26 protein-coding genes are annotated in these 25,954 nt (G+C 65.8%); 11 read left to right on the forward strand and 15 right to left on the reverse strand.

Translation table 11 applies throughout. The annotated features are described in order from the left end of the window. Nucleotides 1-68: 68 nt before the first annotated feature. Nucleotides 69-1,754, reverse strand: a complete 1,686-nt coding sequence (locus AC0QDI_RS07105) for an aldehyde dehydrogenase family protein (protein ID WP_474666628.1) — start codon at nt 1,752-1,754, stop codon at nt 69-71. A 310-nt stretch (nt 1,755-2,064) separates the two neighbouring features. On the opposite strand from AC0QDI_RS07105, the gene AC0QDI_RS07110 reads away from it, so the two are divergent. Then, nucleotides 2,065-2,499 (forward strand): SPW repeat domain-containing protein, encoded by a 435-nt coding sequence (locus tag AC0QDI_RS07110; protein ID WP_098724150.1) that lies wholly within the window; start codon nt 2,065-2,067, stop codon nt 2,497-2,499. Nucleotides 2,500-2,995: 496 nt separating this feature from the next. Here the strand turns inward: AC0QDI_RS07110 and AC0QDI_RS07115 are convergent, their stop codons facing one another. Continuing rightward, a complete protein-coding gene (locus tag AC0QDI_RS07115; protein ID WP_474666630.1) occupies nt 2,996-3,517 on the reverse strand; it encodes a hypothetical protein in 522 nt (173 codons plus the stop codon). Between the two features lie 159 nt (nt 3,518-3,676). Then, nucleotides 3,677-4,486, reverse strand: a complete 810-nt coding sequence (locus AC0QDI_RS07120) for an RIO1 family regulatory kinase/ATPase domain-containing protein (protein WP_474666632.1) — start codon at nt 4,484-4,486, stop codon at nt 3,677-3,679. Between the two features lie 136 nt (nt 4,487-4,622). Between AC0QDI_RS07120 and AC0QDI_RS07125 the strand changes: the two genes are divergently transcribed. Beyond that, nucleotides 4,623-5,801 (forward strand): DUF7544 domain-containing protein, encoded by a 1,179-nt coding sequence (locus AC0QDI_RS07125; RefSeq protein ID WP_474666634.1) that lies wholly within the window; start codon nt 4,623-4,625, stop codon nt 5,799-5,801. 58 nt (nt 5,802-5,859) lie between these two features. Next, on the forward strand, nt 5,860-7,002 hold the full coding sequence (locus AC0QDI_RS07130; RefSeq protein ID WP_474666635.1) for an acyl-CoA dehydrogenase family protein: 1,143 nt from the start codon (nt 5,860-5,862) through the stop codon (nt 7,000-7,002). Nucleotides 7,003-7,088: 86 nt separating this feature from the next. Here AC0QDI_RS07130 and AC0QDI_RS07135 read toward each other — a convergent pair whose 3' ends face one another. From AC0QDI_RS07135 to AC0QDI_RS07150, 4 genes are all read right to left on the reverse strand, one after another. Further along, nucleotides 7,089-7,856 (reverse strand): DUF6517 family protein, encoded by a 768-nt coding sequence (locus AC0QDI_RS07135; RefSeq protein WP_474667316.1) that lies wholly within the window; start codon nt 7,854-7,856, stop codon nt 7,089-7,091. Nucleotides 7,857-8,116: 260 nt separating this feature from the next. Beyond that, entirely contained in the window at nt 8,117-9,370 is a 1,254-nt protein-coding gene (locus AC0QDI_RS07140) for a Glu/Leu/Phe/Val family dehydrogenase (protein WP_474666636.1), read from the reverse strand. Nucleotides 9,371-9,478: 108 nt separating this feature from the next. Beyond that, a complete protein-coding gene (locus tag AC0QDI_RS07145; RefSeq protein WP_474666637.1) occupies nt 9,479-10,345 on the reverse strand; it encodes an HpcH/HpaI aldolase/citrate lyase family protein in 867 nt (288 codons plus the stop codon). A 111-nt stretch (nt 10,346-10,456) separates the two neighbouring features. Next, nucleotides 10,457-10,669 (reverse strand): DUF8106 domain-containing protein, encoded by a 213-nt coding sequence (locus AC0QDI_RS07150; RefSeq protein WP_474666638.1) that lies wholly within the window; start codon nt 10,667-10,669, stop codon nt 10,457-10,459. A gap of 119 nt (nt 10,670-10,788) precedes the next feature. Here AC0QDI_RS07150 and AC0QDI_RS07155 point away from each other — a divergent pair, with 119 nt between their 5' ends. Further along, nucleotides 10,789-12,189, forward strand: a complete 1,401-nt coding sequence (locus AC0QDI_RS07155; RefSeq protein ID WP_474666640.1) for an NAD-dependent succinate-semialdehyde dehydrogenase — start codon at nt 10,789-10,791, stop codon at nt 12,187-12,189. 74 nt (nt 12,190-12,263) lie between these two features. Here AC0QDI_RS07155 and AC0QDI_RS07160 read toward each other — a convergent pair whose 3' ends face one another. Continuing rightward, nucleotides 12,264-12,650 (reverse strand): hypothetical protein, encoded by a 387-nt coding sequence (locus tag AC0QDI_RS07160; RefSeq protein ID WP_474666642.1) that lies wholly within the window; start codon nt 12,648-12,650, stop codon nt 12,264-12,266. 228 nt (nt 12,651-12,878) lie between these two features. Here AC0QDI_RS07160 and AC0QDI_RS07165 point away from each other — a divergent pair, with 228 nt between their 5' ends. From AC0QDI_RS07165 to AC0QDI_RS07175, 3 genes are read left to right on the forward strand one after another with little or no spacing between them, the layout of a single operon-like run. Next, nucleotides 12,879-13,370, forward strand: coding sequence for a MaoC family dehydratase (locus AC0QDI_RS07165; RefSeq protein WP_474666644.1), 492 nt, complete (start codon nt 12,879-12,881; stop codon nt 13,368-13,370). After that, complete coding sequence (locus AC0QDI_RS07170) at nt 13,367-14,011, forward strand: PH domain-containing protein (RefSeq protein WP_474666646.1); 645 nt, start codon at nt 13,367-13,369, stop codon at nt 14,009-14,011. The genes AC0QDI_RS07165 and AC0QDI_RS07170 overlap by 4 nt, the downstream gene beginning before the upstream one ends. A 4-nt stretch (nt 14,012-14,015) precedes the next feature. Further along, entirely contained in the window at nt 14,016-14,624 is a 609-nt protein-coding gene (locus tag AC0QDI_RS07175; RefSeq protein ID WP_474666648.1) for a PH domain-containing protein, read from the forward strand. A gap of 85 nt (nt 14,625-14,709) precedes the next feature. Here the strand turns inward: AC0QDI_RS07175 and AC0QDI_RS07180 are convergent, their stop codons facing one another. From AC0QDI_RS07180 to AC0QDI_RS07195, 4 genes are all read right to left on the reverse strand, one after another. After that, nucleotides 14,710-15,813 carry a plastocyanin gene (locus tag AC0QDI_RS07180; RefSeq protein ID WP_474666650.1) on the reverse strand — a complete coding sequence of 368 codons (1,104 nt, stop codon included), beginning with the start codon at nt 15,811-15,813 and terminating at the stop codon, nt 14,710-14,712. Between the two features lie 108 nt (nt 15,814-15,921). Continuing rightward, nucleotides 15,922-16,272 carry a DUF5658 family protein gene (locus AC0QDI_RS07185; protein WP_474666652.1) on the reverse strand — a complete coding sequence of 117 codons (351 nt, stop codon included), beginning with the start codon at nt 16,270-16,272 and terminating at the stop codon, nt 15,922-15,924. Nucleotides 16,273-16,542: 270 nt separating this feature from the next. Beyond that, the gene (locus tag AC0QDI_RS07190) at nt 16,543-16,935 is read right to left on the reverse strand and encodes a DoxX family protein (RefSeq protein ID WP_474666654.1); all 393 of its coding nucleotides are present in this window, start codon (nt 16,933-16,935) and stop codon (nt 16,543-16,545) included. 121 nt (nt 16,936-17,056) lie between these two features. After that, nucleotides 17,057-18,943 (reverse strand): acyl-CoA carboxylase subunit beta, encoded by a 1,887-nt coding sequence (locus AC0QDI_RS07195; RefSeq protein WP_474666656.1) that lies wholly within the window; start codon nt 18,941-18,943, stop codon nt 17,057-17,059. A 461-nt stretch (nt 18,944-19,404) separates the two neighbouring features. Here AC0QDI_RS07195 and AC0QDI_RS07200 point away from each other — a divergent pair, with 461 nt between their 5' ends. Next, complete coding sequence (locus AC0QDI_RS07200) at nt 19,405-20,577, forward strand: hypothetical protein (RefSeq protein ID WP_474666658.1); 1,173 nt, start codon at nt 19,405-19,407, stop codon at nt 20,575-20,577. A 44-nt stretch (nt 20,578-20,621) separates the two neighbouring features. Next, complete coding sequence (locus AC0QDI_RS07205) at nt 20,622-20,882, forward strand: DUF8119 family protein (RefSeq protein WP_474666660.1); 261 nt, start codon at nt 20,622-20,624, stop codon at nt 20,880-20,882. 29 nt (nt 20,883-20,911) lie between these two features. Here the strand turns inward: AC0QDI_RS07205 and AC0QDI_RS07210 are convergent, their stop codons facing one another. The 3 genes from AC0QDI_RS07210 to AC0QDI_RS07220 form a co-directional block, all read right to left on the reverse strand. Continuing rightward, complete coding sequence (locus tag AC0QDI_RS07210) at nt 20,912-21,781, reverse strand: class 1 fructose-bisphosphatase (protein ID WP_474666662.1); 870 nt, start codon at nt 21,779-21,781, stop codon at nt 20,912-20,914. Nucleotide 21,782: 1 nt separating this feature from the next. Continuing rightward, complete coding sequence (locus tag AC0QDI_RS07215) at nt 21,783-22,577, reverse strand: class I fructose-bisphosphate aldolase (protein ID WP_474666664.1); 795 nt, start codon at nt 22,575-22,577, stop codon at nt 21,783-21,785. Between the two features lie 144 nt (nt 22,578-22,721). Then, entirely contained in the window at nt 22,722-23,456 is a 735-nt protein-coding gene (locus tag AC0QDI_RS07220; RefSeq protein WP_474666666.1) for a hypothetical protein, read from the reverse strand. Between the two features lie 172 nt (nt 23,457-23,628). Here AC0QDI_RS07220 and AC0QDI_RS07225 point away from each other — a divergent pair, with 172 nt between their 5' ends. Beyond that, complete coding sequence (locus AC0QDI_RS07225; RefSeq protein ID WP_474666667.1) at nt 23,629-24,483, forward strand: 3-hydroxyacyl-CoA dehydrogenase family protein; 855 nt, start codon at nt 23,629-23,631, stop codon at nt 24,481-24,483. Nucleotides 24,484-24,641: 158 nt separating this feature from the next. Then, nucleotides 24,642-25,949 carry a hypothetical protein gene (locus AC0QDI_RS07230; RefSeq protein ID WP_474666669.1) on the forward strand — a complete coding sequence of 436 codons (1,308 nt, stop codon included), beginning with the start codon at nt 24,642-24,644 and terminating at the stop codon, nt 25,947-25,949. Nucleotides 25,950-25,954 lie beyond the last annotated feature (5 nt).

Genomic DNA, 25,954 nt, shown 5'->3' on the forward strand with positions numbered 1-25,954 from the left:
TCCGTCAGTTCCGGTGCACCCGCGACCCGCCGGAGGGGTGCGCCGGCACGGCGGGACAGCGGACCGTCTCAGTCCTCGGTCGTCTTGATATCGGCCGACAGCCCCTGTGCCATCTCGATCTCCGTGGAGTTGTTCATCGTCCACGCCGTCCGCTCGGTGACGGCTTCGATGGCCTCGCGGGCGCTCGGATACCCGTTTCCGGACGCTTTGACGCCGCCGAAGGGAAGCTGGACCTCCGCGCCGATACACGGCAGGTTCGCGTACGCGAGCCCGAGGTCGGCGCGGTCGCGGAAGTAGTTGAGCTGGCGGTAGTCCTCCGAGATGATCGCGCCCGCCAGCCCGTAGGGGGTGTCATTGTGGATCTCGACGGCGTCCTCGATATCGCCCGAGTATTCGATGAGGGCGACGTGCGGTCCGAAACACTCCTCGTTCAGACAGCGTAGGTCGGATTCGTAGTCGATCTCGTAGACGAACGGGCCGACCCAGTGGCCGTTCGCGTAGCTAGCCCTCCGCTCACCATCGGCGTCCTCAGAAGCACGTTGTGTTTCTGATGTGCCCGCAGAATCGCGTTGCGATTCTGGGACGGCAGTGGCCGCCCCGTCTTCGGAGCCGTCCGGAATCTCCTCGTCTCCGAGTTCGAATCGGTCGACGAGGACGTTCGCACCCTCTTCCCGGGCGAGTTCGTTGTGCTGACGAATCTTCTCGACGTGGTCGGCCTCGATGGCCGGCCCCATGAACGTGTCCTCCGCGAGCGGATCGCCGACCGCGATGTCCTCGGCGATGTCGACGAACCGTTCTTTGAACTCGTCGTAGACGTCCTCGTGGACGATCAGGCGCTCGCTCGAGACGCAGCGCTGGCCGGTCGTTTTGAAACTCGACATCACCGCCGAGTGGACGGCGAGGTCCAGGTCCGCCTCCTCGGTGATGACGATCCCGTTCTTGCCGCCCATCTCGCAGGCCGCGAGCTTGCCGGGCTCGCCGCCGACTTTGCCGGCGATCTCGTGGCCGACTTCGGCGGAACCAGTAAAGAGGACGGTATCGACGCGCTCGTCGTCGGTGATCGCGGCCCCGGCGTCGCCGAACCCCTGGACCATGTTGAAGACGCCGTCGGGGATCCCCGCGTCTTCGAACATCTCCGCGATGATCTGCCCGCACCACGGGGTCTGCTCGGCGGGCTTCCAGACGACGGTGTTGCCCTCGACCAGAGCGATGGCCATGTGCCAGAACGGGATCGCGACCGGGAAGTTCCACGGCGTGATGCAGCCGACGACGCCGCGCGGTTTCCGGCGCATGTAGGCGTCTTTGCTGCCGATTTCGCTCGGCACCACGTCCCCGTGGGGGTGGCGCGCGTTGCCCGCCGCCCACTCGACCATGTGCCAGGCCTCGGTGACGTCGGCTTTCCCCTCCGAGATCTCCTTGCCACACTCCTTCGAGACGATTTCGCCGAGTTCCTCGTGGCGCTCCCGCAGTTCGTGGTAGATGTCCCAGAGGTACTCCGCGCGGTCGATGTAGGACAGGGAGCGCCACTCCTCGGCGGCCGATTCGGCGGCCGCGAGGGCCGCATCGACGTCGGCCGCCGTCCCGCGCTGGAAGGTCGCCAGCGGCTCCCCGGTCGCGGGGTTCTCGCTCTCGAACGTCCGTTCGTCGTCGGATTGCGTCCGATCGCTGGCGGATCTCCGTTCCGCGCCGTTCGCGTCGGTCCACTCGCCGCCGATGTAGTGGCCGCGTCCCCGTTCGGTGAGTTGCTGGCTCATACGAGAGAGAACGGCGGGCATAGTGAAAATCCTGATGGTGGTTTACATATCGCGAATGGACTGCGGCATTCGGCGCCCGAAACGCCGCTGTTCGGTCACTCGAGTCCCTACTTGGTAGACGCGTGAACATCGACAGCGCTCCGTGTTCGACCCACCGTGCCAGCCGATCGATAGCTGACGAAGAGAACCGACTGATCGACGCGAAGCCCTGAACAGGCCAATAACACGGAAATTCCAGTCGGCGAATTTCCCGACAGTCGCAGGCACGCACGTTTTGCTCGAATGGCCGCTACCTCCGAGCGAGTAACAAATGAGTGACACACCAAACACCGAAACCGGCCGCGATACTCGGACCGACTACAACTCCCTGAATACGGACGCGATGCAGTGGCTGAGCGCCCTCGTCGCACTGCTCGGGCTCTACCTCGTCGCCTCGCCGTTCCTCTTCGAGGCCACGGACGCGGCGATCTGGAACGATACCCTCGTCGGAACGGCGATTTTCCTCGCCGCGGGCTACAACTTCGTCCGCCTCTCGAGGGATCGATTGGCGAGCGTCGGCGTCGCATCGCTCGCGGTCCTGCTCGGGCTGTGGGCGCTCATCTCGCCCTCGTTCATCGAGATGGGAAGCAGCACGCTCGCGACCGGGACCGCGATCACCGGCCTGCTCGTCGCCGCCCTCTCGGCCTACAACGCCTACGCCAACAACAAGGCCGACACGCCGGAACAAACGCGAGCCCGCGCCTGAATTCGAACGGCCCGTTTTTTCGGTCGGTGAAACGCTCGAGCAGCGATAGAGAGTCTACTGCTCTCGTTTTTCAAGACAGTCGAATGCAATAGGGGAAGAGACTTGAGATCACTTCGGCTCGATCAACCGACGTGCGGTGGCGCGCGCTGGGCCGCGGTGAATGCGAATAAACCGCGGCGCGACGTCGTGCGAGGTCTTCGTGAATAGTGCGGGACCGACGGTCCCGCATACCATGCGAACGGGTGCTTTGCACCCGTGAGCAGACGCAGTGAACGAAGGCTTGTCAGAGCGTGCTCTGACAGTGGATGAGCGAACGAACGTCTGTGAGTGAGCGTTAGCGCGGAACCGTCGGTTCCGCGAACCATACGAACGGCGGCTCCGCCGCCGTGAGTAGAAATCGGCTGGGGAGGGCGTGGCGATTCCCTGGTGCCACGATAGCAGGACGCTTCGTCTCACGAGATTCCATCGAAACGTACCGACCCGTCTACACGTCCGATTATCGATCCTCCTCCTCGCCACGGTCTTTCGTGACCGTCCGGTCCCCCTCCGGCGGAGCCTCCTCCATATCCGGGTGCCGCTCCTCACCCGCCTCCGTCATCCCCTCGGTCGACGGCTCGAGGCCCTGCCCGGTTCGCCCCTCCTGGCTTTCGGCCGGCTCGTCGGGCGCACCCGGCTGCGGACCCAGCGTCCGCTGCTCGTCGCTATCGTCGCGCGCGTCGGTGCTCTCTTCGCGCTCGATGACGGGATCGGTGCCTCCCTCGGCCGGTTCCGCCGGAGACGAACGCTCGTCCGCGAGCCGAATCGCGGTCTCGGTGACTTCGGCCACGGCGCTCTCGTCCATCGGGACGATCGCCTCGTCGGTCTCCCACTCGAGAACCGCCCGAATCGTCCCCGTGGCCCCCTCGTTCGCGTCGACGTAGGCCGTTTCGGCCTCGGTCATCCGAACGGTTCCCAGCAGGTCGCCGCCGGCGGTTTCGACCCGCTTGCCGACATCGTCGTCGGTGAACGTTGCGCACATGCGTCGGCGTAGTGCCAGATCGCGAAAACGCGTGGTGCCTGCACCGGCCGGTCCGTCGGCGATGAGATTCCAGTCCTCGGCGATGGGAGTCCGGTCGTCGGCGATCAGGGTCCGATCGTCGGCGATCGCCGACGGGCTCGAAACGGAGTCGAACGCGGGTCAGCGCTCGCCGAGAGCGGCCGCCTTCTCGAGTTCGCTGCGGAGCGTCGTCGAGTCAAACTCGTGATCGGGGCGGAGTCGGACGAAATCGAGAAACTCCCGCGCCGAGAGCAGTTTCGGGGGGTCGTACACCGTTGCGGCCGCGTCGACGGCGTCTCGGGACCCGATTCGGGGTTCGAGGACGGCCAGCGCACAGGCCAGATCGTACGCGGTCGTCTCGTCTGCGCGGTCCTCGTGGACGCTGGTCGCGTCGATGAAGTAGAATTCGCCGTCGCAAAGCAGGATGTTTTCGGCCCGCAGATCGCCGTGGGCGAGCCCGTGCTCGTGGAGGGTGGCGAGCATTTCGAACAGTTCGGGGGCTCGCTCGGCGACGAGGTCGTCCGGGACGTCGTCGAGCGACTCGAACTCGGGGAGATACTCGAGGACGAGCACCCCGAGCCCGTTGACTTCGAAGGCGTCGATCGGCTGGGGTGCGTTGACGCCGATCTCTTGCATGCGCTCGGTCGCGTCGTACTCGTGTTCGACCATTTCCCGCGGGGTGTCGAACCGGTCGAAAAACCCCTCCGTCCCGGAGGAGAACGCGCCGACGTTCCGACCGGTCGTCAACACCGCGTGGACCAGGGCGTTCTGTCGGGAGACGATCTTGACGAACCACTCGTCGTCGATGACGCAGGGGGTCGAGAGCCAGTTGTCGGCCTCGAGGAACTCCACGCGGACGCACTCGCGGTCGTAGCGGTCCGCCAGCGTCCGGACGACGCGCTCGATGCGGCTCCACTCGACGGTCCCTCGCGCGAGCCGGCGGATGTCCATACGTTTCAGTCAGGAGCGTCGGCGTTAAATGCGTCCCGAACTGTTACCGGTCGGACGTGTTCCGCGTTCGGCGGGCTGTGTCACGCGTATTGACAGAACAACAAGATTAACACTCCAGACGCCCTATTCGAAGGCAATGTTTGCGATCGACGATTTGAGCGACGCTATCGACGTGACTCGGGAGTTTCTGACGCCGATCCGTCCCTGGACGTGGCTCAAGTTAGCGCTCATCGCCTTCTTCGTCGGCGGTACCGGGTTCGGCGGATCGTCGTTCTCTGGCGGCGGGTTCGGCGGCGGAACGCCGTCGGAGACGGGAACCGACCCGGTGACGAGCGTCGATTTCGCCGAGTGGGTGCCGATACTGATCGCGATCGGGGCGATCCTCCTCGTCATCGGGCTCGGGTTCTTCTTCCTGAGTTCCCTGTTCGAGTTCACGCTGCTCGAGTCGCTGCGTTCGGGCGAGGTTCACGTTCGCCGCTACACGTCGCGAAACGTCGGCCGCGGCGCTCGGCTCTTCGGATTTCGGGTCGCGCTCGGGCTGATCGCGTTGCTTCTCCTCGGCGTTCCCCTCGGCGCGATCGTGCTGTCGACTTCGGAGGGGATCGCGTGGGGGTTGATCGGCCTGCTCGCACTGTTCGCGATCCCGGTCGTGTTCGGCTTCGCAATCGTCGACCGGTTCACCACCGTCTTCGTCGCGCCGACGATGCTCGAGCGGGATCTCGGCGTCCTCGCCGCCTGGAAACGGTTCTGGCCGACGATGACCGGGAACTGGACGGAGTACGTCGTCTACCTCCTGCTCGTCTGGGTGCTCCAGTTAGTCATCGGCTTCGCGACGATGATGCTCCTCGTCGTGCTGTTGATTCCGTTCGTGATTCTCCTCTTCATTCTCCTGTTCATCCCGTTCGTGAACCTGCTCCTCGTGCTGTTCATCCCGCTGTTCATTCTGCTGTTCGTCCTTCTCGGCGCACTGATTCAGGTGCCGGTCGTCACGTATCTGCGATACTACGCGCTGTTAGTCCTCGGAGACACCGACTCGGAACTCGATCTGATCCCCGAGCAGCGAGCGGCGGTTCGTGACGGCGGTTCGGACCGCACCGGTGGAACGGGCGGTAGCTGGGACTCCGACGGCGACGGACCTGACGGGGACGACCGCGGGTGGGACGACGACTCCGATCCGTGGGGCCGTGACCGGTCTCGAGACGGCGAGCGGAACGATACCGACGAAACCGGTTCTCGGAACGGGACCGGGTGGGACGACACCGACTCGCAGGACGACATCGACTCGAGCGAGTCCGACGACGACCGCGGCTGGTAGCGGTCGGCCCGTTCGCGGTCGGCGGTGCGTTTATTCCTCGTCCCGGCAAGTATCGCGTATGCCCGTCGAGCTACCCGACGAACACCGGATGATCCGGGAGACCGTCAGGGACTTCTGTGAGACCGAGATCGAACCGATCGCCCAGGAGATCGAGGACGAGCATCGGTTCCCCGACGAGATCTTCGATCAGCTCGCCGATCTCGATATGATGGGCGTCCCGATCGACGAATCGTACGGCGGTCTCGGCGGCGACACGCTCATGTACGCGCTGGTCGCGGAGGAACTCGGCCGCGTCTCCGGCGCGATCGGGCTCTCCTACGTCGCCCACACCTCCCTGGCCTCGAAGCCCATCGAACTGTTCGGCACGAGCGCGCAGAAAGAGCGCTGGCTGCGCCCGCTCGCCGAGGGCGAGTACGTCGGCGGCTGGGCGCTGACGGAACCCGACAGCGGCTCCGACGCCTCGGACATGGATACCCGGGCGAGGAAGGAGGGTGACGAGTGGGTGCTCGACGGAACCAAACAGTTCATCACGAACGCCTCCGAGGCCGGCTCGATCCTCGTCAAGGCGGTCACCGATCCCGACGCGGGCTACGACGGCATCTCGACGTTCATCGTCGATCCCCGCGAGGACGACGGCTTCGAGGTGACGACGATCTGGGAAAAGATGGGGCTCAACGCCTCGCCGACCTGCGAGATTGTACTCGAGGACGTTCGCCTCCCCGAGGACCGCCTGCTCGGCGCGGAAGGCGACGGCTGGGAACAGACCAAGAAGACCTTAGACGGCGGCCGCATCTCGATCGCCGCGCTCTCGACGGGGCTCGCACAGGGGGCCTACGAACACGCGAAGGCCTACAGCAAGGAGCGCGAGCAGTTCGGCCAGCCGATCTGCGAGTTCGACGCGATCCGAGACACGATCGTCGATATGTACCGCAAGACGGAACGAGCGCGGCTGCTCACTCGCCTGGCCGCCCGAAAATACGATCGGGGTGATCCGGTAACCAAGGAATCGGCCCTCGCGAAACTCGACGCCAGCGAGGCCGCCCGCGAGGTCGCCGAGGACGCCGTGCAAGTACTGGGTGGCTACGGCTACACCACCGACTTCGCCCCGCAGCGATTCTACCGCGACGCGAAACTCATGGAGATCGGCGAGGGTACCAGCGAAATTCAACACCTGGTGATCGGTCGAGAACTCGGGCTCTGAGGGGCACGCGGTCAGAGAGACACGCGTCGGGGCACCGGCCGATCGACCGTCTCGAGGCCGTATAGAAACCCTTGCCCGAGACGGCGTTAGCCGAGGACGCCGTCGTCGCTTTCGTTGTCGCCGCTGCCGTCGTTGCTTTTGTTGTCGCTGCTGCCGTCGTCGCTTTCGTTCGAGTCGCTGTTTCCGCCGTCTCCGGAACCGCCGGTCGAATCGTCCGGATCGACGTCGGTGGTCACCGATTCGGTGAGCGTCGCGATGTTCGGCCGCTCCTGGCTCTGCAGGTCCCGGGGGTAGACGCCGATGGTCACGAGCAGGTCGTCGTCGGCCTCGACGGCCTCGGTGATGTGGATGTCGACCTCGAGTTCCTGCCCGTCGAACGTCGCGTCGGCGGTGAACCGCGACTGGGTCGTCGACTGGTCGAGGATCGTGACGTCAGTGTCTCCCTCGTGAGAGATGTCGTTGATCCCGTCGTAGTTACTCCTGACGAGGTCGACGAGTTCCTGCGTCGACATCTCCCCGACGGGGTTGAGCTCCCGTCCGAAGATGTTGACCTGCGGGGTCGTCAACACGTTGTAGATGGCGGCGCGCCGCTCGCCGAGTCCCATGATCCCGACCTGTTTTTCGTGTTTGGTCATGTGATTGCGGACCGTGACGGTCTCGTTCGTGGGACCGACGTCGCGCTCGATAGGGAGTTCCTCGATCTCGGTCTGTTCGTAGCCGGTCTCCTCGCGGGCGCCGTCCTCGACGCCCGCAGGCGAGGACTCGTGTTCGGCCATTCCGATCAGTCCCAGACAGCCCGACAGGCTCGCGAGACCGGCGACCCCGAGGCCCGCGACGACGCTGCGTCGATTCAGTTGTCGATCCATTTCCCCCTATATGACGTTTCAGGTGGTAAGTGTTTATTGGAACGACGACAGTCTGTCACTGCGACATCGTTTTCCCGGTACCGTTCGGAACGAATACGGTCGGCCGAAGGGCACTGAGGCGAACTCGTCGGGCAATTTCGGCAGCCCACCACGGAAAGAAGAGGTCGGCGGACCGGACGGCGACGCGCTCGCCGAAACTACTGCTCGAGCCGCGCAAGCGGCCGTCGGCCAGCTATCAGGGCCAGCTATCAGGGCCAGCTACCGGCTTCCGCGAACGCGTCGGCGACGCGCTGGATCGCGACGACGTACGCCGCGGTCCGGGGGTTCTCGAGGTCGTGTTGCTCGTAGGTGTCGACCAGCGCGTCGAAGGCGTCGACGATGACCGTCTCGAGTTCCTCGTTGACGCGCTCTTCGGACCAGTAGAAGCGCTGGCGGTTCTGGACCCACTCGAAGTAGGAGACGGTGACGCCGCCGGCGTTCGCGAGGATGTCCGGGATGACGAAGGCGTCCGTCTCCTCGAGGACCTCGTCGGCTTTCGGGGTCAGCGGCCCGTTCGCGGCTTCGGAGATGACGTCCGCCTCGACGTCCTCGGCGAGGTCGGCGTCGATGGCGTTCTCGAGCGCGGCCGGAATCAGCAGGTCGACGTCGAGCGTGAGCACGTCCTCGTTCGTGATCTCCTCGCGTCCCCCGAAGCCGACGACGCTGCCCGTCTCGTTCTTGTGATCTTTCGCCGCGACCGGATCGAAGCCGTCAGGGTCGTAGATACCGCCCGACGAGTCGCTGGCGGCGACGACGGTCGCACCCATTTCGTCGATCAGCTTGGCGGCGATCCAACCAGCGTTGCCGTAGCCCTGCACGGCGACGGTCGCGCCCTCGAGATCTTTATCGAGGTAGTCGAACGCCTCGCGCGCGGCGATGACCGTCGAGCGGCCGGTCGCCTCGACGCGGCCCTCGCTGCCCCCGGAGTCGAGCGCCTTACCCGTGATGACGCCGGGTTCGGTCGTGTTCTCGAGGCTCTCGTAGGTGTCTTTGATCCAGTTCATCTCCCGCTGGCCCGTGTTCACGTCGGGTGCGGGGATATCGCGGTCCTCGCCGATCAGGGGGCGAAGCTCTTTCGCGAACGACCGGGTGAGTCGCTCGAGTTCCGCTTCGGAGTAGTCGTCGGGATCGATGATGATGCCGCCCTTCCCGCCACCGAGGGGGATGTCGACGATGGCGGTCTTGTAGGTCATCCAGCCCGACAGCGCCTTGACCTCGTCCCGGGAGACGCCCGGATGGTAGCGGATCCCGCCCTTGTAGGGCCCTCGGTCACCGTTGAACTGCGCGCGGAAGGCCGTAAACCGCTCTAGGTCGCCGTCGTCGCGTTCGATCGTGAGGTTGGTCTCGAGGACCCGTTCGGGGTGTTTGAGCCGCTCGATCACGTCGTCCCCCACGTCGAGAAAGGCTGCGGCGTCGTCTATCTGCGATTGCAGACTCTCGAATGGGTTGACATCCTCGCTCATACACGGATGATTTCAGCGACCGGGGGATAAGCGTAGCGAATGTCTACCACGGAATGCGTCGTTCATCCGACTTGCTCGGCGTAATTGCCTTTTATATTGGCCATTCGGTCACCGTTTCTCGGCCGCTTCCGCCCTGTCTCGGATACGCTCGGCGCGCGCGATCAGCGGCGCGTCGATCATCTCGCCGTCGACCGCGAAGACCCCCCGCCCCTCGGCGTCGGCCTCGCGTTTGGCTTCGACCACGCGGTCGGCCCACTCTCGTTCCTCGGCCGACGGCGTGAACGCCTCGTTGATCGGTCCGATCTGTGCGGGGTGAATCGCCAGCTTGCCATCGTACCCGAGTCGAACGGAGCGGTCGGCGTCGTCGCGGAGTCGCTCCTCGTTCTCGAAGTCGGTGACGAGGGTGTCGATCGGCGTACAGTCGTTCGCGGCCGCGGCGAGGACGACCCGTTCGCGTGCGTAGAGCACCTCGAGACCCTCCGCGGACCGCATCGCGCCGATATCCGCCGCGAGGTCCTCCGCGCCGAAGGCGAGCGCGGCGGTCGCGGGCACGGCCGCGATCTCGGGCGCGGCGAGGATTCCGGCCGCGCTCTCGAGCAGCGCGAAGACGGGTAGGGACGCGTCGTAGTCGTCGAGTTCGTCGACGAGCGCACGGATGTCGTCGGGCGAATCGACTTTCGGGAGCATGAGGCTCTCAGGAGCGTCCTCGCCGTCACCGAGCAGTCCCTCGAGATCGTCCGCGGCGGCCGACCCCGCGGCCGCGTCGATCGCGTTGACCCGAACGCAGACCTCGCAGTCGGGATCGAAGTCGGGATCCGACAGCACGTCTCGAACCGTCTCGCGGGCCTCGGCCTTGCGTTGGGGAGCGACGGCGTCCTCGAGATCGAAGATGATAACGTCCGCGCCGGAACCGGGCGCTTTTCGGCACATTTCGGGGCGATCGCCGGGGGTGAACAGAACGCTTCTGCGGGCCATACCGTTCGGTCGATCGTCCACGGACAAAGTCGTTGGCTCGAACGCGAGCGACCGGAAAAAGCGGACGAGTGAGACGAAACGATCGGGGCGGAGCGAATGGGCTGGCTCGAGTTACGTCGCTTCGAGGAGATCGGAGCGGGATCGCGACCGCCGGTCGACGGTCGTTCCGCAGTCGGGACAGACGAGCAGTCGATCGCTCCCGGCCGTCGCGATATCCCAGTCGTCGGGGAGGGGGCCCTCGTGACTGCACTCGGGGCAGAAGAGGACCGTCTTCGGGCGCTCGGGCGGCGGGTGTGAATCGTCGCGGTACGTGTAGGTCGACATTGCCGTTGCTAGGGGCTCGAGGTGAATAGGAGTTGTGTGAGACGAACGACCGTGACGAACAGTGACTCCCGTAGTGGGCAGCCCTGCGTACTAAGCCGTTGGTCGTGGTCGGTCGCGACGTGTCCATCGAGAGTACCAATCCGGCGACGGGAGACGTGGTCGACAGCTTCGAGGAGACGTCGGACGAGGAGCGAGAGGAACGCGTTCGGCGGGCGAGCGAGACCTTCGAGGAGTGGAGCGAGACGCCGATCGAGACGCGCCAGCGACTCCTGGCGAACGCGGCCGACGTCTTGCGGGAGAACGAGGACGATTACGCCGAACTGATGACCGAAGAGATGGGGAAACCCATCGGCCAGGCTCACGACGAGGTCGAAAAGTGCGCGTGGGCCTGTGACTACTACGCCGAGACCGCCGCCGAACACTTACAGGACGAGGTGATCGCGAGCGACGAGAGCGCGCGGACGGTCATCGCCTACCAGCCGCTGGGGCCGGTGCTGGCGATCATGCCCTGGAACTTCCCCTTCTGGCAGGTGTTCCGCTTCGCCGCCCCCAATCTCGCCGCGGGCAACGTCGGCCTGCTGAAACACGCCTCGAACGTCCCCGGCTGCGCGCGGGCCATTCAGGACGTCTTCGAGCAGGCGGGGTTCCCCGAGGGCGCGTTCACGTCGCTCCTGATCAGTTCCGACGAGATCGAGACCGTGATCGAGGACGACCGCATCGCGGGCGTCACGCTCACCGGCAGCGACGGCGCGGGTCGAGCCGTCGCCGAGACCGCCGGCAGCCAGCTCACGAAGAACGTCCTCGAGCTGGGCGGGAGCGACCCCTTCGTCGTCCTCGAGGACGCGCCGATGGACGAGACCGTCGAGACGGCGGTCCAGGCGCGGCTCATCAACAACGGCCAGTCCTGTATCGCCGCCAAGCGCTTCATCGTGGTCGACGACGTCTACGACGAGTTCCTCGACCGGTTCGTCGACGAGATGGCGGCCCAGACCGTCGGCGATCCGATGGACGAGGACACGGACATCGGCCCGCAGGCCCGCGAGGACCTCATGGAAGACCTCCACGAGCAGGTCGAGGAGACGCTCGAGCAGGGCGGCGAACTCGAACTCGGCGGCGAGCCGATGGATCGCGAGGGTGCGTTCTACCCGCCGACGGTGCTCACCGACGTTCCCGACAACGCGCCCGCGGATCAGGAGGAGCTGTTCGGCCCCGTGGCTACGGTCTTCCGGGTCCCCGACGAGGAAGCCGCGATCGAGAAGGCCAACGACACCCGGTTCGGGCTCGGCGCGAGCGTCTGGACCGAAGATCTCGAGCGCGGCGAGCGCGTCGCCCGCCGGTTCGAGTCGGGGCTGGCGTTCGTCAACGAACTCGTGAAGTCCGATCCCCGACTCCCCTTCGGCGGCGTGAAGGACTCGGGCTACGGGCGAGAGCTCTCCGAGCATGGGATCCGAGAGTTCGTCAACGCGAAGACGATCTGGGTCCAGCAGGACGCCGGCGAGGAGACCGGGATGGTCGAATAGCGTCGCGTGAGAGTGGTTCGACGCCGACTTTCGAACTGGATCGAGAACTAGCGCGGAGACAGCCTCCCTTTCACTTACTCCGCGCGAGTGTCGCGGTAGCTGGCAATCGTTTCAGTGACGAGATAACTGCTGACTGCAAGAACCATAACCGTGATCCCGATCGTACTGAGCGAGACGGTCGCAATCGTTCGGTCGCCGCCGTAGACGAGCGCTCCGCCACCGAGTAGCCCGCCGAGCATCGCCACGTAGCGCCACCGTGCCTCGACTGGAATCATCCCGTCGTCGCCTCGAAGGGCGAGATAGAGGTGTGCACCGCCGAAAACAATGCCATTGAAGAGCAGGGCCACCGCGATCGCAACCGGTCCGGTCCCGACTCCCACATCGAAGGACGCAGCGGCGAGCAATACGAGAAACGCGACGGACACGGCACCGAGTTGGGCGGACAGCTCTCGAGAGACCATAACGGGTGCTGTTTCGGAGCTAACATGAGTCTTGTGTGAAAATAAAACGATTCCAAACCGGTCACTCAGGTGTCGGAGAAGGGAAAGATCCAGATCCGTCGGGTAGCTGATCACGGCGACCACGACCCATAGCGGCTGTAGCTGTCGGGGCCGAACGGATCGTGTTCAGCCCACACATCGCTCGAGCGCGACACCACGTTTTTGTAGGTACTGTGTGACTCCGGACCTATGACGGGACTGTACTACGAGGAGTTCGCCGTGGGCGAGACCATCGCCCACGACCGCCGGCGGACGATCTCCGAGAGCGACAATCAGCGCTTTTGTGACATGACGATGAACCAGCAGCCCCTCCACCTCGACGGGGAGTTCGCGGCCGACACCGAGTTCGGCGAGCGGCTGGTCAACGGCCTCTACACGATGAGCCTGGCCGTGGGCGTCTCGATCCCGGAGACGACCGACGGAACGATCGTCGCGAACCTCTCCTACGACGACGTCGAACACCCGAACCCGGTCTTTCACGGCGATACGATCCGCGCCCAGTCGACGGTTACCGACAAGCGCGAGACCAGTGACGGCGAGCGCGGGATCGTCACGATGCACGTCGAGGCGTTCAAAGCGAACGAACCGGACGAACCCCTCGTCTGCGAGTTCGACCGGACCGTGCTCTCGCTGAAACGCGAGCGCACCGAGACGGACGGGGACGGGGAGGAAACGCGATGAGCGCCGGAATCGAAACCGGCGGCGTCGACACCGCCGACCTCGAGTGGCTCTCGCTGGACGGCGGCGAAGAAATCGTCTGGGCCGGCGGCCCGGACCGGCGAACGCTCATTCCGGCGTTCGCGATCGGCATTCCGCTCGCGATCGTCCTGATCGGGATCGTCATCATCGTCAGCGAGTACCTCCGCGTGACCAACACCCACTACGTGGTGACGAACCGCGCGCTGTACGCGAAGACCGGCGTGCTCTCGCGGGACGTCAAGCGGATCGAACACGAGAAAGTCCAGGACATCTCCTACAGCCAGAGCGCCCTCGGAACCCACTTCGGCTACGGGAACGTCGAGGTCAGCACCGCCGGCGGCTCCGGCGTCGAAATGGCCTTCAAATCCGTGCCGGACCCGAAAGCCGTCCAGCGCACGATCAGCGAACGGGTCGACCGCAATCGCGGCGAACCGGCGGACGGCCACTCGAGCGAGGAGGTCCTCGAGGAGATCCTCACCGAACTGCGAACGATTCGGAAGGCCGTCGAGGACGGTCGATCCGTTCGAGTGAACGGTAGTGGCGCCGACGAAACCACCGATCGAACGGCCGACCGAAGCGACGATCGACAGGGAAACGAGTATGACACGGACGAGTCCGTCTGACTCGATGTCGGAGTCGGTTGAGGCGTCCGACGAGTCGTCAGCTCCTCGCGATCCGACGGCGGTCCCGGATTGGCTCCCGCTCGAGTCCGCGGACGGCGAGCGGGTCCGCTGGCGAGGCGGCCCGCGAATCCAGACCGTCCTGCCGTGGGCGGCGTTCGCACTCGTCGGAACGGTGGCGGTGCTGGCAGCGGTCGTCACCGAGGTGCTCCCGGCCCTCGCGGTCGTCGGGATTCCGATCGTCGTCGCGCCGGCGCTGTGGCAGTACGCCCGCGTCTCGCGGACGGCGTTCGTGATCACGAATTCGGCGGCCGCGACCCGCCACGGCGTGCTCGGGATCCGAGTCCGAACCGTCTCCCTCGAGCGGATCCAGAATACGACCGTCGAACAGGACCCGATCGGCCGGCTCGTCGGCTACGGCACCGTCACGATCGAGACGGCCAGCGGCTCGGAACTCGCCTTTTGGAACGTCGAGGAGCCCGGTCGAATCCGCGAGCGACTCGAGGCCGAACGAGAGCGACTGACGGGCGACGAGATTCCGGGTCGGCCCGAGCAGTGGGACGCGATCCTCGAGGAGGTTCGGGAGTGGCGACGCCTCACAGAGCGGCGTCCGTGATCACGAGGGAGTCGTCGGCCGACCGGCCGTTTACAGCCACGAACGGGCGACGGTGCGCCGACGGCATCGATCCGTCCGATTCGGGTTAGTTGACCGCGATCGTTCCCGCCGCATCCGACTCGTCCGGTCCGCACCTGTATGCGGCTATCTCCTCGGTCGCGGTAAATTCGAACCACGCTTCGCCGTCTTCCCCGTGGATCCGCTCGGTCGCGAGATCCCCGACGACGGTACCCTCTGCATCCACGAGCTCGAGGTTGTGCGTTCCACCGTCTCCAGCAGTCCACCCGATTTCGTAGGATTCACCCGCCTCGAGTGCGAACGGCGGGTTCTCGAACCCTTCAATATTCGACGGCGCGATGCCAACCCAGTCGGTCCGTGCCTCGAGTTCGATCCGCGTTCCCGGCTCGATCACCTGATGGCCGTCCGGTCCGACCGCGTCGACCCCCGCGGGTTCTTCGACGGTCGTCTCTCCGAACTCGCCGAATTCGAACTCGAGTTCCATCTCCATCGCCACCTCGTCGTTTTGCCCGCTCTGCGTCGTCCGATATCGATGGATGCACCCCGTCTCGTCGACGAGAACGAGTCCGTCACCGTCGGTCTCGCTGTCCAGAAACGGTCGCGGGATCAGCTCGGAATCGATCCCCGAGAGACGGTACTCGTGAAGGTGGCCCGCCTCGTTCGATCGCGTTCCGCGGTATTCGGCGACGGCCTCGAGCAGCCAGTCCCCGATCGGCTCGAGCGAATCCTCGATGAGGTCCCCTGCCGATTCCTGCGTGAGGGGACCCGGATAATCGGTCGCTCGATAGTCGCCGTCGATGTAGACCACCCGTTCGACTGAGGGAGAGGGAGCGCCGCCGCGCCGCGATCGCACGACGCGTTCTGCGCTCGGTTCGGCACGGATATCGAAGGCGTCCATCGTCACCGGTGACTCTCTGGAGTCGTCTACCTCCGCGACGTCCACGGACAGCTGACGGTCGTATTCGCCGGTGAAAGACGTCGCCGTCACGGCTTCCCCGTGCGCCTCGAGGAGCGCGTCGGGATCGTCGACGCCGTCGGAACTCAATCCGGGTGGAAATTCGATGCTCGTCGAGTCAGCGAACGGGTTCAGACAGCCTGCCAGACCGACGAGGCCGAGTGTCGTGCCGCGACGGAGAGCCTGTCGTCGAGTCGACGTTCGATAGCGAGCCATAGCGTCACTTCTGCCGGTATCCGGTATAAACTCGGAGACGCGTGGAACGAACGAGCGTGGTTCTTCCGCGTCGTAACCGCCGGCGCTCTGTGTCAGACGGCAGCGGGATCAGAGAACGAGCGAAATCATGTAGAGGTTCACCATCGCGGCGACCAGCCACGGCACCGCGAGCCCCGCCGGAACGATCGGACGGTACGCCTGCTCGAGGAGCGGTCGACAGACGAGGCCGACGCCGATCGCGAACGCCTTCAGCGCGAGCATCCCGGCCAGGCCGTAGCCCTGGATCGCTCCGCGGGCGGCCGGGTTCGACTCGGAGAGCCCTAAATGAAGGCCGACGAACGTCGTTACGACGTCCGCGATCAGGGCGAGCGCGACGAACGCCCAGCACAGTCGCTCGAGGTCGACCGGCGTGACGTTGCCAGGCAGTCGGCGGCGCAAGAACGCGCCCTCGGAACTCATAGCCTCCCCGCCGGAATCGAACCGGAGCCGCGCCACTGGGAGTACGCGCCAGTTCCAGGGTTCGGTGTATTGTTATGTCAGGCATAGGCCGGCACACGCCGTCGGTAAGTCGTCGTAACTGTCGGTCGACTCGAGCGATAGCGGATCCGAGAGCGGGTAGGCAGTGCTATTCGACGGTTTCACTGGACGCTATCGGTAATCGCGGACTACCGGACGAACGGAACGGTCGGCCGAGCCGAGGAACGGACGAAACTCGATTCGAGTAGCGGCTCAGTTCTCGCGAGCGCGCTTGAAGAATGCGACCGCAGCGCCGAGTAGTGCGATGTTTTGCAGAAAGGACGTGAGTTCTTCACCGCGTGACTCGGAGTCGACGTTCCAGAAATCGTGCATGACGGGCGTGACTCCCGCGAAGAACGCGATCACGCTTCCGGCAGACAGCCTCGGAAGTCGCCAGAGACCGATACCGACGCTTCCGCCGAGGAGAATCCCGCTCGCCGCTGGGACGAGCGAATCCGCGGCCGGGACGCCTTTCGCGTCCGCGTAGGCGATGCGCCCCTCGAGGTCCGTGAGATTACGAACGGCGAGAACGGCGAGTCCGGTCGCAAAGAGGAGCCGACCGAACCGAGACGGTGTACTATCGACGGTGGAATCGTGTTCCGACATCGTTCGGTGACAGGGGCCTGACCGTGATAACCCCTGCCTTCGTCGAAGCGTCTGCCGCGACCTCGGTCGTGGATAGTAGGTCGGTGCCGGTGGTCGGTTCCAGCTATCGCTCGCCCCGCTATCAGAGGATCGTCCCGTGTTTCTTGTCCGGCAGGGACTTCTCGACATCAGCGTAGAAGTCGAAGCGAGCGGCCAGTTCCTCGCGAAGCCGACTCGGCGGGACGAGCTCGTCGATGACCACGTCGCTCGCCATCCGATGGATGTCGATATCTTCGCGGTACTCCTCGCGGAGTCGTTCCTCCATGCGCTCGCGCTCCTCGGGATCGTCTATTTCGGCGAGCTTGCGGGCGTAGACCGCATTGACCGCCGCTTCGGGACCCATGATAGCGATCTCCCCCGACGGGAGACCGATGACGCTCTCGGGATCGTAGGCCGGGCCGCCCATCGCGTAGATCCCCGCGCCGTAGGCCTTGCGAACGACGACCGTCTGTTTGGGAACCGTCGCCGACGAGGTCGCGTAAATCAGCTTCTTTCCCTGCTCGAGAATGCCGTCTTTCTCGACCTGCGAGCCGGCCATGAAGCCGGGGGTGTCACAGAGGTAGAGTAAGGGGATGTTGAACGCGTCCGACTTCCAGACGAACTCCGCGGCCTTCTCGGCCGCGTCGGGGAAGATCGCGCCGGCGCGATGGGCGGGCTGATTGGCGACGATACCGACCGGGCGGCCGTCGATCCGGGCGTAGGCCGTGATGATCTCCGGGCCGTAATCGGGCCGTAACTCGAAGTACGAGCCCTCGTCGACGAGCCGGTCGATCACGTCGGTCATGTCGTACCCCTTGTTCGGCTCCTGTGGGACGACGGCGTCGATCCCGTCCGGAGATTTTGCGGGTGCCTTCGGCTCCCGTTTCGGCGGTTTCTCGTCCGCGTTGTCCGGCAAGTAGGTGATCAGTTGGGCCACCAGTTCGCGGGCGTGTTCCTCGTCGTCGGCGATCAGGTCCGCCGAGCCCGATTCGCGCATGTGAACCCGCGGGCCGCCGAGTTCCTGCAGGTCGATCTCCTCGCCGGTGACCATCCGCACCATCCGCGGAGAGGCGATCGCCATCGCGGACATCCCCTCGACCATGATCGTGAAGTCCGCGAAGACCGGGGTGTACGCCGCGCCGGCGATAGAGGGGCCGTAGAGCACGCAGATCTGGGGCACCCGCCCGGAGAGCATCGAGTGGTTGTAGTAGTACTTCCCGATCCCCTCGCGGTTCGCGAAGAAGCCGGTCTGCTGGTCGATCCGGCCCCCCGAGGAGTCCATCAGGTAGAACACCGGATTGCCCGTCTTGAGCGCGCGCTGTTGCATCCGGAGGAACTTCTCGACGCCCTTGGCGGCCATGCTGCCCCGCTTGACGGTGTAGTCATTGGCCATGACGTGGACGTCTCGCCCCTCGAACGTCGCCGCGGCCGTGATGAGTCCGTCCGCCGGCAATCGGTCGCCGTCACTGCCGTTTCCGTCATCGTCTGCAGCGCCGCCGTCCTCGCTGTCGCCGTCACCGCCCTCGCTATCATCGCCTCCATTACCGTCGGTTCCCGCGCCGCTGGGATGCCAGTCGTCGAACGCCGCAAATGTGCCGTCCTCGAAGCGCAGTTCGCTGTCCTCGCCGGCAAACCACAGCTCGAGCCGGTCGCGGACGAACAGCTTCCCCTGTTCGGGGAGCTGATCCCGGTACTTCTCGGGGCCGCCCTCGAGGATGTCGTCGATCTCGTCCCACAGGCGCTCCTCGCGTTCGGTCGGTCCGAGATCGTCGTCACCGCGATCGGCGTCGGGCCGATCGCGCTCGTCGTTCCGCGCGTTCGGACCGCCGTCGGTCGGGGCGACCGCGTCTCGCTCGAGGTCGTGGACCGCCGTGGGCTCCGTCTCGTCGCCGGCGTACACCGAGACCGATTCGTCGAGGTAGTCGGCGAGAGCGGCGGCGATCGCCACCGCCTCGTCGTCGGCGACACCAGCCGCGATGCGAACTCGCATGCTCCCACCTGTGTCGGGCGGCGGGATACCGTTTTCGCCGTGGCGCGCTCGAGGGCCGGACGAGTAGCTCGAAAGCGTTGACGACACGATACGAGGAGAGGGGGTTCGCGCCGGATCGATCACCACCGATCCGGAGGGTGCCGCGAGCGGATGAGGAGGACTCGTCGCGGCGCGAACCGATCGAGAGTGCGTCGTGCCTCCGCGGTCACCATCGCGGAGACGGACGATACTGATCGGCCGCGTGTCACGAACGCTCGCGTTCAGTTGTACAGTCATTATATCCGGCCGCCGTCGTCGACGGTGACTGCAGTTCCGTCGGCGGCACCTGCAGGCAGAATCCCTTTGCTCGATTTCGGCGTTTATTTCGACGGTTACCGATCCCGTTCCGCGACGGTTGCGATCGGTTCGTTCGACGAGTTGCAGTGGCGGAACGGGACAGTAGCGAGGATCAGTATCGCGATATGTCTGAGGCGCACACCGAGCAGTCAGCCCAGCGACTCGCAACGGTTCGAGACCGAATCGATCGCGGAATGGACAGGCGTTCGTTCCTTCGGACCCTCGTCAGCGGCGGATACGCCCTCGGGATGGCCGCGTGGCTCGGCGTCGACGACTTCCTCGCGGCCGACGACGGCGAGGTGCCCGTGGTCACGGCCCTCGTCAGGGAGGATCCCGACGATCCGTGGTCGATACGGGAACGAACCCGGACGGTCCCCGCGGAGTGGTACGCGGCAGTCGAGTCCGCCTTCGAACTGAATCAACGGCTGGCCCGTATCGCCTTCACCGGCTATCTCGGCAGCGCAGTCGTTCCCGGCGACCACGAGAGCGGGACCGCCACCGTCTCCGTCGGCGTCTCGGGCGACGGTCACTCCGTCTCCGAGATGGTCGGCGAACTCGCCGAGGGAATCGATCTCAACGCCGAAACGATCATCGACGTCGACGACATTCAAAACAGTCCGGAGCACCGGGAACCGCGACTCGCCGATGCGATCTCGGACGGCGGGGTCCCGAGCGGCGTCGCCTGCGAAACTCCCTCAAGCATGGCGACGCTCGGGCCGGCGCTGTATCACCCCGACGGGCAGCGCCAGTTTTTCGTGACGGCCGAACACGCGTTCATGGACGACCACGAGTCGACCGACGGCACGCTCTCGCTCCCTCGAGAGGAGCGAGACGCCATCGAACTGGGGACCGTCGCACACTACCATCCCGCCGAGGACATCGCCGCCGTCGAGCCGACCGGTCGAGTCGAGCCGACCAGCCGAATCGAGACGCCGAGACGACCCCGCGTTCGCGGCCAGTTTACCAAGTTCGGCCTCGCCGATCTCTGCGCCCGGGACGCGGAACTCGAGAAAGTCGGCGCCCTGAGCGGTCACACGACCGGGAAGATTCAGGGGGTCGACGCGGTGACCTGTTTCACCGAGGACTTCTGTCGCCGCGGACAGATCCGCTGGGGCGGCGAGATGGACCTGACCGACGGCGACAGCGGCTCCGTGAGCTATCACTCCGACCCGGAGGGCGAGGACGAGGACGTCCTCATCGCGGGCTTCAACAACGCCCGTACCTGGTGGCCCGGACAGAGCTACGTCTGGGGCGTCGGGGCCTATCGACTGACCGAACAACATGGCTACCACTTCTGATCGCCGACGAACCGCACCGCGCCGACACGACCGAACGACTCAGCATGAGTAACGATACCCCTCGTACCTCGAGAGCCGGGCGGGCTCGACGGGGCCTCAGCGCCGTCACGAGCGGTGCGCTGCGCATTCTCGTCGACCTGCTCGTCGTCTCGCTGTGGGTCCTGTTCCTGACGCTCGTGTTCCTCGAGAACGGATGGCCCCGCTGGGCGTTCTACGGCCTCCTGCTCGGCGGTGTCGGGTTCTACGTCGCCCTCACCGCGGCCTGGATCGACGGGGAACGCGACCATCGAGCCGAGTCGAAGTGAGTCGTGACGCCCCCGCTTGCACTCCGCGGCTACGCCAGCGCGTCCTCGAGCCGATCGATCAACTCGCCGTTGCCGACGTGGACCGGCGTCCGGTCGTGGAGGTCGTCGGGCTCGACGGTCAGTAGCGACTGCGAGCCGTTCGAGGAGCGCCCGCCGGCCCGCTCGACGACGTAGCCGATCGGATTCCCCTCGAACTGTAGCCGAAGCTTGCCGTCCGGTCGAGACTCGAGGCCCGGATAGCCGAAGGTGCCGCCGTAGGTGAGCACCTGATTCACGTCGCCGATCAGGGCGCCGCCGTAGCGGAGTTTGAGTTCGGTCTCGATCTCGCGGGCGTACTCCCGGAAGTCGTCGGGCCAGTCGGGGACCCGACCGCCGAAGCCGTAGACGACCGGCTCGTCGGGCAGGGCGAGGTCGCGGTCGACGATCGTCCGCTCGCCGCCGGAGAGTTCGTACTCGGTGACGATGTCGTCGGTCGCGATCACCATCGTCGTGATCGGGCCGTAGAGGACGAATCCGGCGGCGACGAGGGTATCGCCGCGAGCGGGAAGCGCGGCGTCGTAGACGCCGAAGATCGTCCCCATCGTGTTGTTCGACTTGAGATTCGAGGAACCGTCGAGGGGATCCACCGCGACCGCGTACGCGGCCGAATCGGCGGGATCGTCGCCGCAGTCGATCACGTCGGCTCGTTCCTCGCTGGCGTACTGGCCGACGCCGTCTATTTCCGCGAGCCGCTCGCCCAGCAACTCGTCGGCCCAGACGTCGGCCTCGGCCTGGGTCTCGCCGCTGGGGTTCTCCTCGTCGACCGTCCCGCGGCGGCCGATCAGTCCCTGCCGTATTTCGGTCGCCGAGCGGCCGATCGTCGCCACGACGCTCTCGACGACTGGGTCGGAGACCGTCATCCTATTCGGCGGCCTCGAGCGCGGCGTCGGCGGTCGCCTCCTCGTAGATGACCTCCTCGAGCGCGTCGAGGATGCGCGTCGGGTCCTCGCGCTGCCAGACGTTGCGCCCGACCGCGAGCCCGCTCGCGCCGGCGGTGACGGCGGACTCGACGGTCGAGCAGAAGTCGTAGTCGGAGGTCTTCGACCCGCCGCTCATGACGACCTTCATGTCGCCCGCGGCCTTGCAGGCGTGTTCCATCGCGTCGGCGCTGCCGGGGTACTTGACCTTCGCGATGTCGGCGCCGACCTCGAGGGCGATGCGCGTGGCGTAGGAGATCGTGCTCGGCTTGGTGTCGTTTTTGAGCCCCTGCCCGCGCGGATAGGACCACATGACGACGGGAAGGTCGTACTCGCGGGCCTTCTCCTGGACCCGACGGAACTCCTCGTACATCTCGACTTCGTGGTTCGACCCGCTGTAGACGGTGAAGCCGACCGCGTCGGCACCGATCTCGGCCGCGTAGTCGACCGAGCAGTTGATCGCCGAGTCGGGCTCGCCCATCCACATGTTCGAGGTCCCGTTGAGCTTCACGAGGAGGTTGACGTCGTCCTCGTAGCTCGGGTAGTAGCCCTCCGCGATCCCCTTCTGGACGGCGATCGACGTGACGGCGTCGTGCGTGGCCGTCTCGAAGACCGTCGACGGATCGAGCTTCTCCGGGACCGCTTCGAAGTCGACCGGGCCGTGCTCGAGCCCGTGGTCCATCGCCAGAATCAGTGACTTGCCGTCGCGAACGATCGGAGAGTCGTCGATCGGAATCATCTGTAAGACGGTCCAACAGGCCGCTATAAATCTCTGATGATCCGGATTATAGAAATTCCGTACAAAGGTAGTAATTGTGCTGGTTCCCGTCTGTCAGTCGTGTCGTGAAGGCGCAGTTCGTTCCGACTCTCCCGTCGAAAGTAGCTACTTGAGCAGTTCGCGCGCGTTATGACGCCACGTTCGGACGTGCAACACGTTCAGATCCAGGAGGCGTGCAACTGTCATCGCGTCCACCGTCGCCAATCGCTCCGCCGAGCGGACGCCGGCCTCGGCCAGCGCGTCGGCGTCGTCGGGGCCGACACCAGCCACCGCCGTGACGGGCGTCGGCTTCGGATACGGACGCTCCGACGGTCGCTCCCGTCCGACCGAGATCGGCTCCGTGTGGTCGTACTCGAAGGCCTGCCAGTCCTCGTCGCCGCTGACGGCGATCCACTCCCGCTCGGCGTCGCCGAGTCCCCGAACCTCCGTCGAGCGCCGCTCGAGGTCGCCGTCGGATTCGAACGACCACGGCAGCGAGAACCGCCGTCGGAGGGCGTCGGCGACCGACCCGTCGACCCCCTCGTCCAGTAACAGGCGATAGGAGTACTCCTTCTCCGCGACGGCGTCGGGGTCGATATCGCACTCCTCCAGCGTCTCGCGTTCGTCGGACTCGAGCGCGGAATCGGCTGCCGTCTCGGGCCCGGGACCCGCTTTGACCGCCTCGTCTCCCGCTCCCTCGTCGAACTCGAGTTCGATGGCGTCGCCGGCGTCGCCGTCGATACTCGAGTCGTCGCCGCTGACGTCGACGGTGATACCGATATCGACGACACCGGTCTCGTCGGTCGTGTTCTCACTCGTCGTCCCCGTTCCCGCGTCGCTGGCGACCTTTTTCTTGCTCACGCGATTCACCGGGTATCCGTAGCTCACACTCTCGCATCTTGAAACTTATCCTCGCCCGCAGGTCCGCAATCGGTCCGAGCGGCGCGGTCGGCCTCGGACGCCGCCGCTACGATAGTGACCACCTCCAGTACGCCACCAGCACGCTTACGGCAACGACGGGGGAAGCGTCCGTATGGTACGCGAGCAGATCGACCGGATCGGCGTCGTCGGCGCGGGGACGATGGGCAGCGGTATCGCACAGGTCGCCGCCGCGAACGGCTACGACGTGGTGATGCGCGACATCGAATCGGAGTTCGTCGCGAACGGCTTCGACACCATCGACGACAGCCTCCAGCGCCTCGCAAATCGAGGGAGCCTCGAGGCGGATCCCGAGACAATCCGCGACCGGATCGAGGGAACGACGCTCCTCGAGGACCTCGCGAAGTGCGACCTCGTGGTCGAAGCCGCACTCGAGGAGCTGGAAGTCAAGCGTGAGATCTTCGCCGACCTCGAGCGGGTCTGCGACGAGGACGTTTTACTGGCGACGAACACGAGCACGATCTCGATCACCTCGATCGCGGCCGACCTCGAACGTCCCGAGCGGGTGATCGGCTTGCACTTCATGAACCCCGTCCCGATCATGGAGGGCGTCGAGATCGTGGTCGGCGAGAAGACGACCGACGCGGCGACCGAACTGGCCCACGAGATCGCCGAGGACCTCGAGAAGACGACCTGGGAGGCCGACGACAAGCCGGGCTTCGTCACCAACCGTATCCTGATGCCCTGGATCAACGAGGGGATTCGAGCCTACGACGAGGGCGTCGCCACGAAAGCCGATATCGACGCGGGGATGGAACTCGGCACGAACGTGCCGATGGGGCCGCTCACCCTCGCGGATCACATCGGGCTGGACGTCTGCCTCCACGCCACCGAAACGCTCCACGACGAGTTGGGCGACCGGTACAAACCCGCCTACCTCCTCAAGCGGAAGGTCGAGGCGGGTGACCTCGGTAAGAAGACGGGGGCGGGGTTCTACGAGTACGACTGACCGAACCGCGGTCGTCCGGGTGTGGCGTCGGTCCGGTACCGTCTCGTCCGGGGAGTCATCGGTCCGGTATCGTCTCGTCCGGCAGGGAGCCCGCAGTCACGCGAGTTCGTTTCAGCTCGTCGTAACGTATTTGTGGGTGACATTCGTCCATCGAGTCGATGCGCCTCGCTCGTCTCGCCGTCGTCGCCCTCTGTTGTAGCCTCGTCGGCGTGGCCGGCGTCACTGCGGTCGCCGGCGCACCCCCGCCGTCGCAGCTCTGTGGCGTCTGCGGGCCCGGCATCGCGAACGATGCCCAGATCGCGGGTGCGACGGGGCACGGAACGCTCGACGTCTACGTCGACGAGGCAGGCGATTCCCAGTGGGTGGCCCGGGTCCCCGTGAACGAATCGGCCGCCGAGCGCTACCGGAGCAACGCGACCGCCCTCGAGGCCGCGGTCGGCGACGCCTGGGCGCGCTCCCACGTCGCCGACGGCGACGTCCGGGCCGTGGAGTCGAGACTCGAGGGCGAGACCGTCGTCGTGAACTACGCGGTCGATGACGTGGCCGAACGCGGCGTCGGCGAGAGCTGGATCGTCGACTACTTCGTGACCGGCACGTCGCCGACGCGCTACCAGCTGGTTGCCGACCGGCTGACGATTCACGCGCCCGACGGGACGGCGATCACGAACCGAATCCCCGGCGCCGAGATCGACGGCAACGCTGCGACGTGGACGAACGAAAACGAACGCGACCCGAGCGGCGCCTTCGGCGAGCAGACGCGGGTTACGTACGGCAGCGGCGGCGTCCTCGGGACGGCGAGTGGCTACGCGACGATCGGCCTCGATGTCGGCCCGACGGCGCTCTCTCACGGGGTCAGCGGCGGGCTCGTTCCCGGACTACTGGTCGGAACCGTGGGAATCGCGATCGCTCGAATCGACCGGGGGGTGACCGCCTTCGATGCGACGACGCTCGAGTGGCTGATCGTCGCCGTCGGTGCCGTCGGCGCGGGCGGCTTCCTCGTCGTCGGCGTGGCCGCGACCGGTGCCGATCCCGCGCCGGGTGCCGTCGCGCTGGCCGCGCTCGGAATCGGGTACGCCCTGCTGGGAACCGCGGCGCGCCGTTATGGCAACGGGCTCGAAACTCGCGGTCTCGTCGGTCTGTCGGTGCTCGCGACGGCCGCCGCCGCAGGGGTCTCCCTTCTGCTCGCTGGCCCGCCGGTGTACGCGTTTCCCGCGCTGTTCGGCCTGGCGACCGCGCTCTGCCTCCCGATCGGTTACGCCGCCGAGCGCGGGCGGACGGCGGTCGCGCTCGTCGCGATCACCGCGCTGACGCCGATCGCCGCGATCGCGGCCGTCGCTCCCGTTTCCGTCCTCGGCTACGGACCGGCCGTCTACGGTCTCTTGTTGCTCCCGTGGGTCGCCAGCGTCGCCGTATTCGGCTACCCGCTCGCGCTGCTCGGTCGACGGCTGGCTATCGGTATCGATTGAACCCC

The sequence above is a fragment of the Natrinema sp. LJW11 genome, from assembly GCF_056135975.1.